An 18,282-nucleotide genomic window follows, 5' to 3' on the forward strand; every position below is an offset into this window, starting at 1 on the left:
GGGTGAGGGGGAGCCTCCGCGAGGTCGCTGAGAGTTGGACTCGTGGAGGCTCCCCTCACCCGGAATTTGCTTGCGCAAATTCCGACCTCTCCCCGCACGCGGGGAGAGGCGAAGAACACCTCACTTCGCCTTCGGCAGCACCTGCTTCACCACTTGCTTGCCTTCGACCACCTCGACCAGGAAGCTCTGGCGGTCGATGTCGCCGGTGTCGCTGAAGGTGACGTCCATCAGGATGCCCGGCTCGTCCGCGGCTTTGATGGTCAGGCCGTGCAGCGTGTCGGCGAACGCCTTGGAGTCGACCTTGCCCATCTTTTCGGTCGTGGCCTTCACCATGTAGACCGCGAGATAGCCTTTCAGCCCGTTATGGTCGGGCACGTAATTGTACTTCTTCGCGAACTTGTCGCGAAACGCCTTGATCAGGTCGACCGGCGCATCGGTGGTGAGGCCGACATGGCCGCGCGCGCCGTTGGCGGCATCGCCCGCGAGCTCGATCACCTTCTGCCCGATCAGCGTGGTCTCGCCCATCAGCGGCGCGGTGACGCCCTGGCGCTTCAGCTCCTTGAGGATGCGTGCGCTCTCTTCCTCGTTCAAATAGACGAACACGGCGTCGGGATTGGCGGCCTTGATCTTGCCGACGTCGGCGGCGAAATCGGCCTGGCCCGCCTCGGTGGAGAGATCGGCGACGACCTTGGAGCCGAGACGGTCGAGCTCCTTGACGACGACATCGCGACCGCCGCGGCCAAAGTCATTGTTGACCCAGACCACCGCGACTGACTTCGCCTTCATGTCGTCGTGAATGTATTTGGCGACCTTCGGCATCGACGATTGCTGGCCGAACGAGGTGCGGAACAGGAATTTGTTTCCGCCTTGCGTCAGCTCGGCGGCTTCGCCGCCCATGATCTGCGCGATGCCGGCCTCGGCCGCCAGCGGCGCGGTCACCTTCACGGAGCCGGAATAGCCGGGTCCGAGCAGCACATAGGGCTCGGCGTCGAGCGCCTTTTGCACCTGCGCGCGCGCGACGCCCGGGTTGGACTGCGAGTCGGCATGAGTGACTTCGAGCTTGCGGCCGAGCACGCCGCCCTTGGCGTTGATCTCCTCGATCGCGAGGTCGATGCCGTTCTTCCAATTGGTGCCGACGGTGGCGCCGCCCCCGGAAAGCTCGGCGACGTCGGAAAGCTTGATCGCCTGGGCGTGGACACTGGTTGCAGTCGCGAAGGCAAGCAGGGCGCCCGCCAGCAAAGTCGATTTCATGGTCTCTCCTCCTGTTAGTTTCGTGATGGTGTCCGCGGCCTTGTGTCCGGCCGCTTGGTTTACGCTGCGTGATAGGCTGAGCTTCGGGCCGCCATCACCTCGTCAAAAGCCTCTCCCATGATCTCGGTCGATGGGGCAAGGCCCGTGAACAGCTCGAAAGCGTCGGCGGCCTGGTAGATCGCAAGCTCCCGGCCGGTCATGATCCGCGCGCCCTTGGCTTGGGCAGCCGCCAGCAGCGGCGTGATGAGCGGCGAATAGACGGCGTCGGCGACCCACAGGCTTTGACGCAGCAGCGTCGGCGCGACCGGCGTTTCCCGGTTCGGCAGCATGCCGACCGGCGTGCCGTTGACGAGGCCCGTTGCGCCGTCGAGCGCGGCCTCGACGCTTGCGGCGACCCTGGCGCCACCCTGCTTGACGAGCAGCGCGGCGAGTTTTTCGGCGCGTGCCGGCTCGCTGTCGAAGATGCGGATGTCGGTCACGTCAAGGCTTGCCAGCGCAAAGGCGATCGCCTTGCCGACGCCGCCGGTGCCGATCACGGCGACCGCGTTTCCAGAGGGTGCCAGCAGCGGCGCGACGGCGCGCGCAAAGCCCGTCGTGTCGGTGTTGTGGCCGATCAGCCGGCCGTTCCTGACAACGACGGTGTTGACCGCCCCCATGGCGGCCGCCCCCGGTGCCAGTTCATCGAGCAGCGGGACCACCGCCTCCTTGTAGGGAAAAGTGACGTTGACGCCGGCAAAGCCGAGCCGCCGCACGCCTTCCAGCATCATGGCGAGCTCGGCCGAGCCGGCGCCGGCCACTTCGATAAGCTGATAATGTCCGCGCAGGCCAAGCCCCTCCGCGGCGCGCTCATGCATGGCAGGGGAGGCGGAATGCGCGATGGGTGCGCCGATCAGGCCGGTCAGGAGCTTTTTGGATGCGGCGGGTCCGCGCTTTGACATGGTTCGCTATCGTCTCGTTGGGAGCGTTTGATCCCGGCCATTAGCGGGGAGATCCGCCCAATTCCAAGGGGCTTCCCCTAGGAACGATAGTCTTTCCTCGGCCTAACACAATTACCCTTTTGTCCTCCAAACCTAACATAATGTTATCTCTGCCGCCCCCGTGGCGGCGCGGCCCTGCCTTTGCCCCGCGACGGCTCGACCGCGCGCATCTCCGCGCGCAGGGACTCGATGAAATACTCGACATGAAGCGACAGCGGCGCGCCGCGCTTCACCGCGATATAGGTGTCGAATCGCGTCGGCTCGGTGATCTTGATCAGCTCGATCCCGGGATAGCCCCCATGGGCCACCGTGAACTGGTCGATGATGGCGATGCCGAGCCCCGCCTTCACCAGCGCGCAGACCGTGGTGCCGAAGCGGGCGCGGATGGTGATGTTGTACGCGAGCCGGTGGCGCGCGAAGATCTCGGCCATGATCCGGCCGTAGGGGTCGTTGGGATCGATGCCGATCAGCGGATAGCGCGTGATCTCGGCGGCGGAGACCTGCTTGCGGCCGGCGAGCTCGTGGCCCGGCGGCACGATGCAATAGAGTTCGCCGGAGGCGAGCGGCAAGAAATCGAGCCCGGAATGTTCGAGCCGGTAGCTCATCGCAACGCACTCGCCGCGGCCGAGCAGGAGATAGTCGATGGCTTCCTCGAGCTTGAGGATGTTGATGTCGATGCCGAGATCCGGATAGCGCCGCCGGACCCGCTCGATCGCGCGCGGCACCATGACTTGCGAAATGCTCGGCACCGAGCCGATGCGCAATTCCGACAATCCGCCGCGTCCGATCTTGGAAATGATCTCGGAGAGGTCGTCGACCTTCTTGTAGACGCCGTTGATCTGCTCGAAGATGTTCTCGGCTTCCGGGGTGGGGAAATAGCGTCCGTTCTGGCGCTGGAAGAAGCGGATGCCGAGCGAGCGCTCGGTGTATTTGACGAGGCGGCTGATGCCCGGCGCCGAAACGTTCAGCAGCTTCGCCGCGCCGCCAATGGTGCCCGTCACCATCACGGCCCGGATCACTTCAACCTGGCGCAGCGTCATCATGTCCTGAACATCCCGAAAGAGGATCGCGGCGGCGATCATCTCACGGGAGGCGTGACATCATCCAGCGGCAAGTGAGCGTTGATGTGCACGGGAGCGGCAAACTACTCTCGTGTCTCGGACACGCCGCAACGCGTTTAGCGTTGCGGTGCAGAGCCGGGGCGAGAAAGCCAAAGGGTAAGTTGCGGCTGCGTGAGCCCGGCTCTGCAGCGTACGGCCGAAGAGACGCTGCGCTGCGTCCGGGGCAAGAGACCGTGGCTGATTCACCAACCTGCTCACAAGGGAAAAGGAAAGCCAACTTCGCTGAGCGCGTGTTTCGACTAAAATCTGCGCGTTCAAATGGCAGGGCGCCGTCGGCGCACGAGCTGTCGCAGCGGCGTCGGTTGCCGCAATTGCGTGCTAACTCGCCGGTCCGTCCGGCGTGGCGCTCTCTGCCGGCTTGCCGCGCTCGCTTTGCAGCACCCCGCGTGCGAACTCGATGATCTTCTGCTTGTTTGCCGTTTCGCGGACGGCGAAAAATACGCGGTTGAGTTCCAGGCCGAGCACGCTGTTGAGGGCGATGTCCTCGTCTTCCATCGTGGTTCCCCGCTTCAGACATTGTAGGTGTATCTTGACGTCACTTCTTCCACAAGTAGATCAAGCCTTCGGGGTCAATGGGATACCGGGAAACTACGGAAACCATGAATTGAGGCAGTGCCCAAAGACGTGCTATATCGCACAGCGAGGGTCAGAAACGCACCGATGTCCGCCGTGGATTATGGCCGGGAAGCGCTCGACTTCATTGAGGGGCTTGGAGCCTATACCAAGGTTCCGGACGCCATGGATGCGCTTGCGACCGCGTTCGGGCGCTACGGCTTCGAGCACATCATCGTCACCGGCTTGCCGAATCCCGATCAGCGCTTTTCCCAGATGGTGCTCGCCAAGAAGTGGCCGGCGGAGTGGTTCAGCCTCTATACCCAAAAAGGCTACGACCGCGTCGATCCCGTGATCCGCAAATGCCGACAGACGGTGAATCCTTTCGAGTGGTCTGAGGCGCCGTACGATCCGGAGCTGGAGCCGGGCGCTGTGGAGGTGATGCGGCGCGCTGCCGATTTCCGCATGTCGCGCGGCTTCGTCGTGCCGATCCATGGATTGACCGGCTACGAGGCCGGCGTCTCGCTCGGTGGCGTTCACCTCGATCTCAATGCGCGCAGCAAGCCGGCGCTGCACCTGATCGGGATGTACGGCTTCGATCACATTCGCCGCCTCCTCAATCCGGCGCCGCATCGATCGATGCGTCTTACCCCGCGCGAGCGGGAGGTGCTTGCCTGGGCCTCGCAGGGCAAGTCGGCCTGGGAGATCGGCGAGATCCTGCATATCACGCAGCGCACCGCCGAAGAGCATCTTGCAACTGCCGCGCGCAAGCTTGGTGCCGTCAACCGGACGCATGCGGTCGCCATCGCAATCCGCCACAGAATCATCACCCCCTGAAATCCACGCCTACTGGGAAATTTCCCAGTAGTCGGTTTGGCCGTTTTCCGTGAGGATTCCCCATTATTTCGAAAAATGGGGGGAATAAATGATTCATGTGATTTCTGCCGTCAACCGGCACCTCTACGAGGACGTTCTCGAGCAACATTTCAGGTTGCGTCACGAGATTTTTGTCGAGGAGCGGAAATGGGAGGCGCTGCGCAAGCCCGATGGCCGCGAGGTCGACGCCTACGACAATGAGGACGCGGTCTACCTGCTGGCTCTCGAAAATCGCCGGGTGCTCGGCGGCTCCCGTCTTTATCCTACCACCAGGCCGACGATGATGAGCGAGGTTTTCCCGCATCTCGCCGCGGTGCGCGGCTGCCCCTCGAACCCGCTGGTATGGGAATGGTCACGCTTCTTCGTTTCGCGCGAGCGCCGCGACGGCGCGTTCAATTGGCAATTGATGGCGGCGGCGCAGGAGTTCTGTCTCGATCAGGGCATCGAGCGTCTCTGTCTTGTCATGGAGACCTGGTGGCTGCCGCGCTTCCACGAGATCGGATTCGTCGTCACGCCGCTGGGATTGCCGGCGCTGGTCGAGAATTCCTGGACGATGGCGGCCACGATCGAGGTCCGTCAAGAGTCGCTCGATGTCGTGTGTGACCGTCTCGGGATGACAAGCGTCGTGCAACAGGACGGCCCGCGTCTGGACGCCGTCGCCCGTGCCAACCTCTGCGGCCTCGCTGCCGCGCAACGAAAGAGCGCCTGAGATGTCGAACATGATGCGGGACAGCCAGATCATGGCGCAGATCAAGGACGAAAATCTCGGCTACATGTCCGACATGGCGCTCGAGCTCGCGCAGATGGCGGAAGACACCGGATTGGCGACGCTCGCCTATCTGTTCCGGATGGCGGCGCTGGAGGCCTCGACGGCCAACAGCGTGCTCGCCGAGCCGGATGACTTTCCCCGGCAGATGACATCGCACTAGGCGTAGCCTTCTCAAAGTTGCGACGAACTCACACCCTCTCTCCGGCAACGGAGGGAGGGTGATCCGCTTTGGGTGCGGCAGGTTGACCCATCCTGCGCGGCAGTCTTCTTGCAAGGCCGATTGCAGGGCCGAGATCGATCGGATGCATCGGCATGCAACAAAGTGCAGGTTGGGTGTCGAATCGCTCTTGCCTCGGAACGATACTGCCATTACCCATTTTTCCGCCTTGTACAGGCAGGGGGAGCTCTTTCACTGATGGCGACCGTGTTCGAACATCGGCGCGAACCTGCGTGCGCCTGAAAGAGTTTTGATGCTGCTCGTCGTCGAACAGTTCTTGAACGGATTGCAGTTCGGCCTGCTGCTGTTCCTGCTCGCCGCCGGCCTGACGCTGGTGTTCGGGATCATGGATCTCGTCAACCTCGCGCACGGCTCGCTCTACATGATGGGCGCCTATTTCGCCGCGACCTTCGCAGCCTGGACCGGCAGCTTCCTGCTCGGCGCGCTGCTGGCGCTCGGCGCAACCCTCGTGCTCGGCATCGTGCTCGAGATGACCGCGCTGCGGCATCTCTACGGACGCGACCATCTCGACCACGTGCTCGCGACCTTCGGCCTGATCCTGTTCTTCAACGAAGCCGTGCGGCTGATCTGGGGCCCGGCCGGGCTTGCGCTGCCGCTGCCGGCCTGGCTCACGGTGCCAGTGCCGATCCTGCCGGGCATCCACTATCCCGCCTATCGCCTCGCCATCATCGTCGTGGCGCTGCTGGTTGCGTTGCTGCTCTATCTCGGCGTGATGCGCACCCGCATCGGCATGTTGATCCGCGCCGGCGCCTCCAATCGCGAGATGATCGGCGCGCTCGGCATCAACATCAAGCTGCTCTACACCCTGGTGTTCGGCCTCGGTGCCGCGCTCGCCGGTCTTGCCGGGTTGATGCAGGCGCCGATCCTCACCGTGCAGATCGGCATGGGCGAGAACATCCTGATCCTCGCCTTCGTCATCATCGTGATCGGCGGCATCGGTTCGATCCGCGGCGCGTTCCTGGCCGCGATCTTCGTCGGTATGATCGACACGCTCGGCCGCGCCTTCCTGCCCAATCTGTTGCGGCAGGTGCTGAGCGGCGCCGCGGCCTCCACCGCCGCGCCCGCGCTGTCGTCCATGCTGATCTATCTGCTGATGGCGATCGTGCTGGTGGTGCGGCCGGAGGGGCTGTTTCCGGCCAACCGTCGATGAAGACTTTTACTGTAGCTAAGGCCGTCACGGCCCTGATGCTGGCGGGCCTCGTGCTGCTGCCGCTCTATTCGCAACTCTCAGGCAACATCTTCATCCTGACGCTGTTCACGCGCATCGTCATCCTGGCGCTGGCGGCCGCGAGCCTCAACCTCATCATGGGTTTTGGCGGCATGATGAGTTTTGGCCACGCCGCCTATCTCGGCATCGGAGGCTACGCGGTCGGCATGCTGGCGCAGGAAGGCGTGGGAAGCGGCTTCATCCAGTTTCCGGTCGCGCTTGCGGCTTCCGCGACTTACGCCGTCGTGATCGGCGCGCTCTCGCTTCGCACGCGTGGCGTTTACTTCATCATGATCACGCTCGCCTTCGCGCAGATGGCCTATTACGTCGCCTCGGGGCTGGCGCGTTATGGCGGCGATGACGGCCTCACCGTCTACAAGCGCAGCGACTTCTCCGGATTGATCAATCTGTCGAACCGCACGCAGTTCTATTATCTTTGCCTCGCCTGCCTGTTCGGCGTGGTTTTCCTGATCTGGCGCATCGCCAATTCGCGCTTCGGCCTCGTCCTGCAGGGCCTGCGCTCCAACGAACAGCGCATGCAGGCGATCGGCTTTCCCTCGAAGCGCTACCAGCTGGTCTGCTTCGTCATCTCGGGCATGATGTGCGGCCTTGCCGGCGCGCTGCTCGCCAACAACACCGATTTCGTCAGCCCGGCCGTGATGTACTGGACCCGCTCCGGCGACCTCATGGTGATGGTGATCCTCGGGGGCATGGGCACGCTGTTCGGTCCGGTCATCGGCGCGGTGGTGTATTTGCTGCTGGAAGAGTTCTTGTCGCAGCTCACCGAATACTGGGCGCTGATCATGGGCCCAATGCTGCTGCTGATCGTGCTGTTCGGCCGCGGCGGCATCATGGGCCTGCTCGGGAGGTTCAACCGTGGCTGAACCGCTGCTCCGCGTCGACAGGCTGGTGCGTCGCTTCGGCGGCATCATTGCGACCGACAACGTCTCGCTCGACGTCGCGGCGGGCGAGCTGCACGCCATCATCGGCCCGAACGGCGCCGGCAAGACCACGCTGATCAGCCAGCTCACCGGACATCTGGAGCCGCATTCCGGCAGCGTCTCGCTGGCGGGGCGCGACATCACCTATCTGCCGGCCTATCGCCGCTGCGCGCTGGGCCTGGCACGTTCGTTCCAGATCACCTCGCTGCTGCTCGATTTCACCGCCGCCGACAATGTCGCGCTCGCGGCGCAGGCGCATGCCGGCACCTCGTTCCGCTTCTTCGCCGATGCACGCAAGGAGAAGGGCCTGCGCGATGCCGCGCATGCCGCGCTCGACCGCGTCGGTCTCGCTCATCGTGCCGATGTGCTGGTGTCCAGGCTCAGTCATGGCGAGCGTCGCCAGATCGAGCTGGCGGTTGCGCTGGCAAGCAAGCCGAAGCTTTTGCTGCTCGACGAGCCGATGGCGGGCCTCGGCGTCACCGAGTCCCAGCGCATGGTGCAGCTGCTGCAGGAGCTGCGCAAAGAGGTCTCGATCGTACTGGTCGAGCACGACATGCCGGCGGTGTTTGCGCTCGCCGACCGCATCTCGGTGCTGGTCTACGGCCGCGTCATCGCCTCCGGCGATCCGGCCGCGATCCGGGCGAACGAGGACGTCAAGCGCGCCTATCTTGGCGAGGCGCATGTGGTGACGCACCATGGATGAAGAAGTGGTGGGTGACACGCTGCTCGAGGTCGACGGCATCGAGACCTGCTACGGCCTATCCCAGGTGCTGTTCGGCTTGTCGCTGTCGGTCAAATCAGGCGAGATGGTCTCGCTGATGGGCCGCAACGGCATGGGCAAGACCACGACCATCCGCTCCATCATGGGCCTGACGCCGGCGCGTGCAGGCAGCATCCGCTTTGCGGGCTCGGAAGTTCGGACGCAACCATCCTACAGGATTGCGCAACTCGGTGTCGGCCTCGTCCCCGAGGGGCGGCAGATCTTCCCGAACCTCACCGTGCGCGAGAACCTGGTCGCGGCCGCCGCCGATCGTTTCGACAGCCGCAATCCCTGGACGCTGGCGGCGATCTACGTGATGTTTCCGCGTCTCGCCGAGCGCGCCTCCAACATGGGCAACCAGCTCTCCGGCGGTGAGCAGCAAATGCTCGCCATCGGCCGCGCGCTGATGACCAATCCGAAGCTCCTCATCCTGGATGAAGCGACCGAAGGCCTGGCGCCCCTGATCCGCGAAGAGATCTGGAGCTGCCTGTCGCTGCTCAAGAGCCGGGGACAATCGATCCTGGTCGTCGACAAGAACGTCGACCACCTTGCCCGCATCTGCGACCGCCACACCATCATCGAGCGCGGCAAGACGGTGTGGAGCGGCACCTCGGACGAGCTGTTGGCTGAGCCGGATCTGCAGCACAAATATCTGGGAATTTGAGGCTGGGCGGTGAGGTGAGGTACGCCGTGGCCGCTTCCCTTGGTGTCGTCCTGGCGAAAGCCAGGACCCATACCGCGAGGTCTATCTATTGTGGGCAGTATAAGTACCGAACGGCAGTCTTCGCCAAACGCCTTGTTGGGGTGATGGGTCCTGGCTTTCGCCAGGACGACGTTGGCAATCACCAATAAATCCCGTGCCGATGCAGTTCGCGGATCACGCGGGCCTCGGTGGATGGCTGGCGACGTTTCGGCTTGGTCGTTTCTCTCGCGCTGGCAACCGGCGCGGCATTGGACTGGGTTGCGGCCGGAGCGATCGCGATTGTCGTGGCAGTTGCTGCCGGGGGCGTTGAAGTTGGGACTGTGGTCGCCGTCTGGACATTCGTGGGCGCTGCCGCCGGAGCTTGTGGCGGCGTGGCTGCTGTCGTTGCCGGCTGCTCGGCGGTCTGCGGGCTCGCATTTGTCGCCGCAAGGCTAAGGCTTCGTGGTCCGCCGGCATAGGCCTGGCTTGCCAGCAGCGACATTGCCGCGATCAGGATCAGCTTTCGCATGACACCCTCCGTTACCTGGTCAATCCGTCTTGCCTAATTCGCCGGGCCTCTATCGCGACGAGCTTCCCATCCCGATTTCGATCAGGGTGGCACGGCAGGACAGGCGATAAATCAAGCTGAACAGATTATCCCACATGATCGAACTCCGTTGTTGATCAATCCCGTCATCTTCACCCTCCATCGTTTCCGGCCATCTTCGCGGGGGCGGAAAAATGACTTCGTCGGCAAGGTCAAAGGTTTCGTCGGAAGCACCGGCGCGAAACCGGCTCACGCCGGCGTGAGGGCCTGTCGGAGTAACGGTCGTTGGCTCGGCGCCCCGGCGATCCTAATCGTGGACCAACATCAGCCGGCCATCCTCGAGGCCGAACACGAGTGCGGGACGATCGCGGTATTTCACGCCGCCGATATTCGTCGCGATCCTTGCCGGAAGCCTGATGCGCGCGATGTCATGCGGGCCTGCGACGAACCCGATGAGCCGCAGCGTTCGCCGTTCGAGGTCCGGTACCGCGAGATCTGGATGGCCGTCGCCATCAAAATCGGCCGTAAAGCTCATGTGCAGCGATCGCGAGCCGATGAAATGGTTCGATACGTCGGAAATTTCCGCCGATTTTTCCAAACGATCATGCCGCCACGACCACATTTCGAGAATCCCGACCACATGAGGCTGGCGGACAAGCACGATATCCGTGGTGCCATCGCCGTCGAAATCGGCGATGCCGGCCGGGTTGAGCCAGGCATAAGCGTGGCCGATCGGAGGCGTCTCCGCAACGATGGCCGTCGAGACGGGATCGATGACAACCAGCGCGGAGCCGCGCTTCAGATAGGATTTGACCAGCACAATTCTTTCGCGGCCACCGATCGCAGCGACGCGCGGCTCCAAGTCTTCGAACACGGCGTCACCATCCAGGCGCAGCGTGCGTTGTCCGCCCTCGCGCGGCTCGATCACCAGGCTGCCGGCCTCGATGGCATCGCCGAGGACGCCGTGGCGATAGCGTTCGGTCGGCTCGGCGAGCCAAGCACGCGCGACGGTGTCGCGGCCTGTCGCGATGCGCCCATCCGCAAGCGCCCCGGTCGGCGGCGCCGGATGTTCGAGCGCTGCGGCGGGCACCATGCGCATCGCTTTCGCGTCGAACTGGTACCAATTCGTGCCGACTGCAATTCGGAGGTCGCTATCCGCCAAATCAATTTCGCTGACGCGGCCGGGGGTGCGTACGGTGCTCGCCTGCCAGTCGGCCAGGGCTGATGCGGACAGGGCTGGCGCGAACAGGAACAGGGCAAATAGCAGGGCCGCCGGGCGCAACCGCATCATGGTACTCCTGGAAAATCCGGCTGCGTTGCGGGGATCGGCGGCCGGTTGGCGGCGGCTCAAAATATCTCGAAATATTCGCGGTGCTCCCAGTCGGTCACCTCGGACAGGAAGCGGTCGATCTCGGCATTCTTGATGTGGGTGTAATAATCGACGAACTCGGCACCGAGCTTTTCGCGGAAGAACGGATCGTCCTTCAGCGCGCTGACCGCATCGCGCAGCGACTTCGGCAAGAGCGGCGCCTTGGTTTCGTAGGGCGCATCGGCCGACGGGCCGGGATCGAGCTTGCGGTCGACGCCGTCGAGGCCGGAGAGGATCTGCGAGGCCATGTAGAGATAGGGATTGGCGGCGGGCTCGCCGATGCGGTTTTCCAGGCGCGTGGCGGCGTCGCCGGCCGCGCCGAGCACGCGGATCATCACGCCGCGATTGTCGCGGCCCCAGATGGCGCGGTCCGGCGCCAGCGAATAGGAGCGGTAGCGCTTGTAGCCGTTGATGGTCGGGGTGGTGAACACGGTCGAGGCGCGGGCGTGGTCGAGCAGGCCCGCAAGCCAGGCGCGGCCGAACGCGCTGAGCGGCTCGCCGCCGTCTTTGGCCATGAATAAATTGTCGCCGCTCGTGCGTGAGACGACCGATTGGTGCAGATGCCAGCCGCTCGCGAACAAGTTCGGCAGCTTCGGCCGGCACATGAAGGTGGCGTGATAGCCGTGGCGGTGCGCGATCTGCTTCACGGCGGAGCGAAACAGCACCATGTTGTCGGCGGGCTCCAGCCCCTTCTTCGGCGCGAACGTGAACTCGCACTGGCTCGGCCCGAATTCGACCTCGACCGAGCGCAAAGGCAATCCGAGCGCGACGATGTCACGGCGCAAGATCTCCAGCACCGGCTCCATCTGATCGAAGCGCTGCTCGGTGAGATATTGATAGCCGTGGCTGAGCAGGCTCACCGAGGGCGGCGTGCCGGGCTGTCCAGCGTCCTCGGGCCGCATATGCGGATCGTCGAGCTTGAAGATGTGGAATTCGACCTCGAGGCCCGCCACGAAATCATGGCCACGACTTGCGAGCTCGTCGAGCACCTTGCGATAGAGCCCGCGCGTCGCGAACGGCACGGGACGGCCGTCGTTGAAATAGAGGTCGCAGAGAACCCAGCCCGTGGTCGGCGCCCATGGTAAAACGCGAAAACTGGTGGGATCGGCGACCATCAGCACGTCTGCCGCGCCTTCCATTTCCTTCATGCCGAAGCCGCCGCCTGACGTGAACACCGGAAACACCGTGCGGTGCGAGGTGTCCTTGGCGAGCATGGTGGTGGTGATGGAGCAGCCGCTCTCCAGCGAAGCGATCGCCTCGGCCGCGACGATGGTCTTGCCGCGCAAAATGCCGTGCTGGTCCGGGAAGGCGAGGCGGATGACCTCGAGGTTCTTTTCCTCGACGATGCGGCGCATGCGCGTCGCAGCGTCCTTCTGCTCATCCGACCACAGCGCATGACGCGCGACGAAAGTCACTTTGCGACTCCCCTAGTCGTTGGACGCGAAGTTGTTTTCATATACTCCGTCATTGCGAGCGCAGCGAAGCAATCCAGACTATCTCCGCGATGGGATTCTGGATTGCTTCGCTTCGCTCGCAATGACGAAGGAGGGACTTGCATTCTGCGCTACTCCGCCGCCGTCAGCCGGTGCACGTTGTCCGCGATCTCCTTCGGCACCGGCGCGGTCCACGGCGCGCTGCGGCGGCGCTTGACGTCGACTTCCATCCAGTAGATCTCCCAGCCTCGGGTCGGCCCGATGCCGTCCATGGTCGCCGGGCCCTGGATCGAACGTGCGGTGGCCTCGTCGAGATGCAGCATCGGCTTCTCGCCGCCTGCGACCTTCTCGATTTCCTGCCGCAGCAGGCGGCGGTACTGCACGATCGCCTTGTCGCTCGTGCCGAGGTGCTCCCTGGTGCGGTCCTGGATCGCGCCCATCGATTCCACCGCCCACTGGTCGTGGACGTTGATGTCGGTGCCCATGCCGGTATAGGTCGCCGTCTGCTGCTCGTGCGGGTCGAAGCCGTAATCGTTGGTCCTGTTCTTGCGAGATTTGTAGTCCGGCAGCTCATAGAGCTCGAGCCGCTGGTCGCGCATCTTCTGCTTGTCGACGGGTTTCGCGTAGCTGGTGAAGATCGCGTACCAGTAGCAGTTCTCGTCGTCGACCGGCACGTGCCATTGCGTGATCGTCATCTCCGTGCTCATGGGGATGACGAAACCGTGCGGGAAAAGCTGGTTGGTGACGCGCACATGGGTGCGCTCCTCGTCGATCTCGCGCAGCGCGATCAGCCGCAGGCCGTATTCGGTGTGCTCGACATTGATGATCGGGCGGTCGTATTCGCGCAAAATCTTCGTCATCGGCAAGTCGGAGCCTGCCGATGCGCCGCGGAACTGCTTGCCGTAGGCCGTCGAGGTGTCCTCGTCCTCGAAGAAGCGATGCAGATAGGAGGCGTGCGCGGGATCGATGCCGACTTCGAGCGCCTGTAGCCAGTTGCAGGCCATGTGCCCCTTGAACGCAAAGGTGTGGGTATCAGGCGCGACGAAACAGTCGAGCTCCGGAAAGGCCGGCGGTTCGCCCTCGCCGAGATAAGCCCAGAGGATGCCGCTCTTCTCCACCACGGGATAAGAGCGCTGGCGGACGTTCTGGCAGAGTTTTGAATCCTTCGGCTCCGCCGGCGTTTCGATGCATTGGCCGGTCGCGTCGAACAGCCAGCCATGGAAGGCGCAGCGCAGGCCGCCATGCTCGAGCCGTCCGAAGGCGAGATCGGCGCCGCGATGCGCGCAGTGGCGATCGATCAGGCCGTAACGCCCGCTCTCGTCGCGGAACAGCACCAGGTTTTCGCCGAGCAGTCTGACGGGGCGGATCGGTCGATCGCCGTCGAGCTCGTCCACCAGCGCCGCCGGCTGCCAGTAGCTCCGCATCAGCTTCCCGCAGGGGTCCTTCGCACCGGTGCGGGTGATCAGGTCGTTCTGCTCCTGGCTCATCATGGCGAGTGCATCCTTTGTGGAGCGGCGTTTGTTCGCCTATTGAACGAATGGGCGAATTATGACATGCCTTGGACACGCGGCAAGCACTATTTTGCAGGATCGTCCCGAGACCATGCCCAAGCTGAAGCGGAACGAGAACGACGAGCGCGCGACCGATTTCGTCGAAAGCCTCGATCGCGGCCTGCGGCTGCTGCAGTGCTTCGGAGCGACGGCGGGTCCGATGACACTCAGCGATCTCGCCCGTGCCGCGGACCTGCCGCGCGCGACCGCGCGACGCATGCTGTTCACACTTCAGCGCGGCGGTTTTGTCAGCGGCGACGGGAAGCTGTTCTCGCTGACGCCACATGTGCTGACGCTGGCGGCGTCCTATCTGCGGTCCAGCCAGCTCGTCACGGTCCTGCAACCGGTGCTCGATCGCGTTGCGATAGCGGCCAACGAAATCTCCTCGCTCGCGGTGCTCGACGGCGATGAGGTCGTGTTCATCGCGCGCAGTAGTCCCGCGCGCATGTTTTCAGGTGGGCTGGACATCGGCTACCGCCTGCCGGCCTTCTGCACCTCGGTCGGCCGCACCATGCTCGGCCAACTCACCGATGCCGAACTGGCTGCACGGCTGAAAGCGATGAAGCGCGAGGCGTTGACGCCGCAGACGGTGACCGATCCCAAGGCGCTGCTCGCGCGCATCGTCGCCGATCGCGCGCAGGGTTACGCGCTGGTCGATCGCGAGGCCGAGCCGCATTTCCGCTCGATCTCAGTCCCGGTGCGTCGTTATGACGATGTCATCGTCGCCGCCATCAACATGGGCGCCCATGTCGACCGGGTGCCGGCTCAGGAGTTGATCGAGCGATTTTTGCCGCTGCTGCATGAGGGCGCGGAAGCCGTGCGGTCGCAACTCTTGTAGCCCGGGTGAGCGAAGCGATACCCGGGAAAGTCATCGTGAAGCCCCGGATGTCGCTTCGCTCATCCGGGCTGCGCGACTGTGCAAAAATCGCTACCGATTTCGCATCCAGTCGGCGAGGCCGGACAGCGCCTTGTCGAGGTCCTGCCGCGCGGCAACGTCCACAACCGTTTCCTCAAGCGCGCCGCGCATGCAGAGCATCCACGCGTCGCGCTCGGCATCGCCGATGGCAAAGCCGATGTGGCGTTGGCGCAGCCGTGGGTGGCCCTTCTCGACCGAATAGAGTTTTGGGCCGCCGGTCCATTCGGTGAGATAGCGTTTCAGCACGTCCCTGATGAGGCCGAGATCAGCGGCGTGCATCGCCCGGATCATTTGAGCCTCCGGCAGCGTATCCATCCGCTCGTAGAAGCGATCGACCAGTCGATTGATCGTGGCGCTGCCGCCGATCCGCTCGAATATGGAGATTGCGACGTCGCTATCGGTCATGGGAGTTCGGACCTACAGCGCCACGCTGCGCAGCCCGAAGCTGCGCGCTTCGTTCTGCAGCACCGGCCGCACCGCATCAACCAGGCGCGCCGCGGCGGCATCGACAGACAGTCCCGCCGTGTCCACCACCGCCGTCGCGCGCGCATATAGCGGCTCGCGGCTCAAGAGGATGTTGCGCAGCTCGGCCATTGCGGAGCGGTCGTCGGCCATCGGGCGCAGATCGCCCTGTCGGCGGACGCGGGCCATGTGCTCCTCGGGCTCGGCCTTCAGCCAGATCGTGTAGAACGACGACAGGATCTGGTCGAAGGTCAGGGGCTCCGAGACGATGCCGCCGCCGGTCGCCAGCACCATCAGCTCGTTGCGCGCGAGCAGCTGTTGCAGCGCCGCCTGCTCCATGCGGCGAAAGCCTTCCTGGCCGTAGAGCGCGATGATCTCGGCGACCGAGAGGCCGTTCTGCTGCTCGACTTCCTTGTTGAGCTCGACAAAACTCCAGCCGACCTTCTTCGCCAGCATCCGCCCAAGCGTGGATTTGCCGGCGCCGCGCAGGCCGATCAGCGCGATGCCGCAGAACGGCGCGCGCCGCGGCGCGGAGGCGCTGCCGCCCGCGAGCAGATCCTTGGCTTGCGCGATCTGCGCCGGCGTCGCCTTGCGCAGGAGATCGCGAAACATCTGCCAATCCGGGGTCGGATCGGCCGAGGGAAGCAGGTCTTCGAGATGCGCGCCCATCGCGTCGGAGACGCGGCGGAGCAGCACGATGGAGACGTTGCCCTTGCCGCTTTCGAGCTGCGCGATGTAGCGCTCCGATATTCCTGATACCTTGGCGAGCACCTTGCGCGACATGCCGCGCAGCGCGCGCATGGTGCGCACGCGCTGGCCGAGCTGTTCGAGAAATCGGGATTCGGCTTCGGGACTGTCGGTCATGGACTACGGATCATGGGCCTGCTTGAGCGGATGTCTTCTTTTAAGGAGGTCCTGCGGCGTGTATTAATGAAACATAGTGCCTGCTGGCATTGACAGCAAGCCGAGGCGGTGTCTTTCTATGAATTATAATTCTAAATTCAGGGGGGAAGTCCGTGAGCGAGGGATCCTATAACGCGGTGACCTGGCTGCTCGACCGGAACGTCGAGGAGGGACGCGGCAACAAGCTCGCCTTCGACGACACCGTCTCACGGCTCACCTATGGCGAGCTCCAGCGCGAAACGCGGCGCGCCGCCAACATGCTGCGCCGGCTCGGCGTCCGCCGCGAAGAGCGCGTGGCGATGATCATGCTGGATACTGTCGACTTCCCGATCGTGTTTCTGGGCGCGATCCGCGCCGGCATTGTGCCTGTGCCGCTCAACACGCTGCTGACATCGGATCAATACGCCTACATCCTCGCCGACTGCCGCGCGCGCGTGCTGTTCGTCTCGGAAGCGCTCTATCCCGTCATCAAGGACGTTGTCGGCCGCATGCCGGATCTCGAGCATGTCGTGGTCTCCGGCGCCAAGCAGAACGGTCACAAGCAGCTCGCCGAGGAGATTGCGGACGAGAGCGACCGGTTCACCACCGCTGCGACGCATCCGGACGAGCCGGCGTTCTGGCTGTACTCGTCAGGCTCGACCGGCATGCCCAAGGGCGTGCGGCACATCCATTCGAACCTGCAGGCGACCGCGGACACTTATGCGAAGCAGGTGCTCGGCATTCGCGAGAACGACGTTTGTCTTTCTGCGGCAAAGCTGTTCTTCGCCTATGGTCTCGGCAATGCATTGACCTTTCCGATGTCGGTCGGCGCCACGGTGGTGCTCAACAGCGAGCGGCCGACGCCGGCGCGCATGTTCGACCTGATGAACCGCTATAATCCCTCGATCTTCTACGGCGTGCCGACCCTGTTCGCGGCGATGCTCAACGACGAGGCGATGAAGAGCGAGCGCGGCGGCAAGTCTTTGCGCATCTGCACCTCGGCCGGCGAGGCGCTGCCGGAATCCGTCGGCAACAGCTGGAAGGCGCGTTTCGGCGTCGACATTCTCGACGGCGTCGGCTCGACCGAGCTGTTGCACATCTTCCTGTCGAACGCGCCCGGCGATATCAAGTACGGCTCCTCCGGCAAGCCAGTGCCGGGCTATGCGGTGCGGCTCGTCAACGAGGCCGGCCAGGATGTCGCCGACGGCGAGGTCGGCGAACTGCTGGTCGATGCGCCTTCCGCCGGCGAAGGCTACTGGAACCAGCGCCACAAGAGCCGCCGTACGTTCGAGGGACCTTGGACCCGCACCGGCGACAAATATGTCAGGGATGCCGAGGGCCGCTACACCTTCTGCGGCCGTGCCGACGACATGTTCAAGGTCTCCGGCATCTGGGTCTCGCCTTTCGAGGTCGAGAGCGCGCTGATCACGCATCCCGCCGTGCTGGAAGCTGCCGTCGTGCCGGAAGCCGATCCGGAAGGTCTGCTGAAGCCGAAGGCCTTCGTCGTGCTGCGCCCCGGCGCGACGACGACGGGCCTGCAGGAGATGCTCAAGGACCACGTCAAGCAGAAGATCGGCCCGTGGAAATATCCCCGCTGGATCGATGTGGTGGACTCGCTGCCGAAGACGGCGACGGGCAAGATCCAGCGGTTCAAGCTGCGGGACGGGACGAATTGAGCGGCTCCGTCATTCCGGGGCGCGCAAAGCGCGAACCCGGAATCTCGAGCCGTGGACTGCAATCTCGAGATTC

At 64.0% G+C, this 18,282-nt stretch carries 20 protein-coding genes; 9 read left to right on the plus strand and 11 right to left on the minus strand.

The window, feature by feature from the left end:
- Positions 1 to 120: 120 nt before the first annotated feature.
- From AC0L2F_RS22960 to AC0L2F_RS22975, 4 genes are all read right to left on the minus strand, one after another.
- Positions 121 to 1,251, minus strand: coding sequence for an ABC transporter substrate-binding protein (locus tag AC0L2F_RS22960; protein WP_473249948.1), 1,131 nt, complete (start codon positions 1,249 to 1,251; stop codon positions 121 to 123).
- A gap of 59 nt (positions 1,252 to 1,310) precedes the next feature.
- Entirely contained in the window at positions 1,311 to 2,189 is an 879-nt protein-coding gene (locus AC0L2F_RS22965; protein ID WP_473249949.1) for a shikimate dehydrogenase, read from the minus strand.
- A gap of 143 nt (positions 2,190 to 2,332) precedes the next feature.
- Positions 2,333 to 3,271, minus strand: coding sequence for a LysR family transcriptional regulator (locus AC0L2F_RS22970; RefSeq protein WP_035975285.1), 939 nt, complete (start codon positions 3,269 to 3,271; stop codon positions 2,333 to 2,335).
- Positions 3,272 to 3,667: 396 nt separating this feature from the next.
- The gene (locus AC0L2F_RS22975; protein WP_007615752.1) at positions 3,668 to 3,844 is read right to left on the minus strand and encodes a hypothetical protein; all 177 of its coding nucleotides are present in this window, start codon (positions 3,842 to 3,844) and stop codon (positions 3,668 to 3,670) included.
- A 165-nt stretch (positions 3,845 to 4,009) separates the two neighbouring features.
- Between AC0L2F_RS22975 and AC0L2F_RS22980 the strand changes: the two genes are divergently transcribed.
- From AC0L2F_RS22980 to AC0L2F_RS23010, 7 genes are all read left to right on the plus strand, one after another.
- Positions 4,010 to 4,738, plus strand: coding sequence for a helix-turn-helix transcriptional regulator (locus AC0L2F_RS22980; RefSeq protein WP_007615751.1), 729 nt, complete (start codon positions 4,010 to 4,012; stop codon positions 4,736 to 4,738).
- Between the two features lie 88 nt (positions 4,739 to 4,826).
- Positions 4,827 to 5,486, plus strand: a complete 660-nt coding sequence (locus AC0L2F_RS22985) for an acyl-homoserine-lactone synthase (protein WP_007615749.1) — start codon at positions 4,827 to 4,829, stop codon at positions 5,484 to 5,486.
- A 1-nt stretch (position 5,487) separates the two neighbouring features.
- On the plus strand, positions 5,488 to 5,706 hold the full coding sequence (locus AC0L2F_RS22990; protein ID WP_473249950.1) for a hypothetical protein: 219 nt from the start codon (positions 5,488 to 5,490) through the stop codon (positions 5,704 to 5,706).
- A 310-nt stretch (positions 5,707 to 6,016) separates the two neighbouring features.
- Entirely contained in the window at positions 6,017 to 6,934 is a 918-nt protein-coding gene (locus AC0L2F_RS22995) for a branched-chain amino acid ABC transporter permease (protein ID WP_007615745.1), read from the plus strand.
- The gene (locus tag AC0L2F_RS23000; RefSeq protein WP_473249951.1) at positions 6,931 to 7,875 is read left to right on the plus strand and encodes a branched-chain amino acid ABC transporter permease; all 945 of its coding nucleotides are present in this window, start codon (positions 6,931 to 6,933) and stop codon (positions 7,873 to 7,875) included. The genes AC0L2F_RS22995 and AC0L2F_RS23000 overlap by 4 nt, the downstream gene beginning before the upstream one ends.
- A complete protein-coding gene (locus AC0L2F_RS23005) occupies positions 7,868 to 8,635 on the plus strand; it encodes an ABC transporter ATP-binding protein (RefSeq protein WP_007615741.1) in 768 nt (255 codons plus the stop codon). The genes AC0L2F_RS23000 and AC0L2F_RS23005 overlap by 8 nt, the downstream gene beginning before the upstream one ends.
- Positions 8,628 to 9,356, plus strand: coding sequence for an ABC transporter ATP-binding protein (locus tag AC0L2F_RS23010; RefSeq protein ID WP_473249952.1), 729 nt, complete (start codon positions 8,628 to 8,630; stop codon positions 9,354 to 9,356). Before AC0L2F_RS23005 ends, AC0L2F_RS23010 begins: the two co-directional genes overlap by 8 nt.
- A 178-nt stretch (positions 9,357 to 9,534) precedes the next feature.
- Here the strand turns inward: AC0L2F_RS23010 and AC0L2F_RS23015 are convergent, their stop codons facing one another.
- From AC0L2F_RS23015 to AC0L2F_RS23035, 5 genes are all read right to left on the minus strand, one after another.
- Positions 9,535 to 9,903: a hypothetical protein gene (locus AC0L2F_RS23015; protein ID WP_473249953.1), complete on the minus strand. Its 369-nt coding sequence runs from the start codon at positions 9,901 to 9,903 to the stop codon at positions 9,535 to 9,537.
- Positions 9,904 to 9,952: 49 nt separating this feature from the next.
- A complete protein-coding gene (locus AC0L2F_RS23020; protein ID WP_473249954.1) occupies positions 9,953 to 10,174 on the minus strand; it encodes a hypothetical protein in 222 nt (73 codons plus the stop codon).
- A 54-nt stretch (positions 10,175 to 10,228) separates the two neighbouring features.
- On the minus strand, positions 10,229 to 11,212 hold the full coding sequence (locus tag AC0L2F_RS23025) for an FG-GAP repeat domain-containing protein (RefSeq protein WP_050992681.1): 984 nt from the start codon (positions 11,210 to 11,212) through the stop codon (positions 10,229 to 10,231).
- A gap of 56 nt (positions 11,213 to 11,268) precedes the next feature.
- Complete coding sequence (locus AC0L2F_RS23030) at positions 11,269 to 12,705, minus strand: glutamine synthetase family protein (RefSeq protein ID WP_473249955.1); 1,437 nt, start codon at positions 12,703 to 12,705, stop codon at positions 11,269 to 11,271.
- Positions 12,706 to 12,854: 149 nt separating this feature from the next.
- Positions 12,855 to 14,213: an aromatic ring-hydroxylating dioxygenase subunit alpha gene (locus AC0L2F_RS23035; protein ID WP_473249956.1), complete on the minus strand. Its 1,359-nt coding sequence runs from the start codon at positions 14,211 to 14,213 to the stop codon at positions 12,855 to 12,857.
- Between the two features lie 112 nt (positions 14,214 to 14,325).
- Here AC0L2F_RS23035 and AC0L2F_RS23040 point away from each other — a divergent pair, with 112 nt between their 5' ends.
- Positions 14,326 to 15,111 carry an IclR family transcriptional regulator domain-containing protein gene (locus AC0L2F_RS23040; protein ID WP_007615723.1) on the plus strand — a complete coding sequence of 262 codons (786 nt, stop codon included), beginning with the start codon at positions 14,326 to 14,328 and terminating at the stop codon, positions 15,109 to 15,111.
- 90 nt (positions 15,112 to 15,201) lie between these two features.
- Here the strand turns inward: AC0L2F_RS23040 and AC0L2F_RS23045 are convergent, their stop codons facing one another.
- Together AC0L2F_RS23045 and AC0L2F_RS23050 are read right to left on the minus strand one after the other, a co-directional pair.
- The gene (locus tag AC0L2F_RS23045; RefSeq protein ID WP_473249957.1) at positions 15,202 to 15,594 is read right to left on the minus strand and encodes a group II truncated hemoglobin; all 393 of its coding nucleotides are present in this window, start codon (positions 15,592 to 15,594) and stop codon (positions 15,202 to 15,204) included.
- A gap of 12 nt (positions 15,595 to 15,606) precedes the next feature.
- Complete coding sequence (locus AC0L2F_RS23050; protein WP_473249958.1) at positions 15,607 to 16,515, minus strand: helix-turn-helix transcriptional regulator; 909 nt, start codon at positions 16,513 to 16,515, stop codon at positions 15,607 to 15,609.
- A gap of 152 nt (positions 16,516 to 16,667) precedes the next feature.
- Between AC0L2F_RS23050 and AC0L2F_RS23055 the strand changes: the two genes are divergently transcribed.
- Positions 16,668 to 18,209: a benzoate-CoA ligase family protein gene (locus tag AC0L2F_RS23055; RefSeq protein WP_473249959.1), complete on the plus strand. Its 1,542-nt coding sequence runs from the start codon at positions 16,668 to 16,670 to the stop codon at positions 18,207 to 18,209.
- Positions 18,210 to 18,282 lie beyond the last annotated feature (73 nt).

The organism is Bradyrhizobium sp. Ken64, from assembly GCF_055807555.1.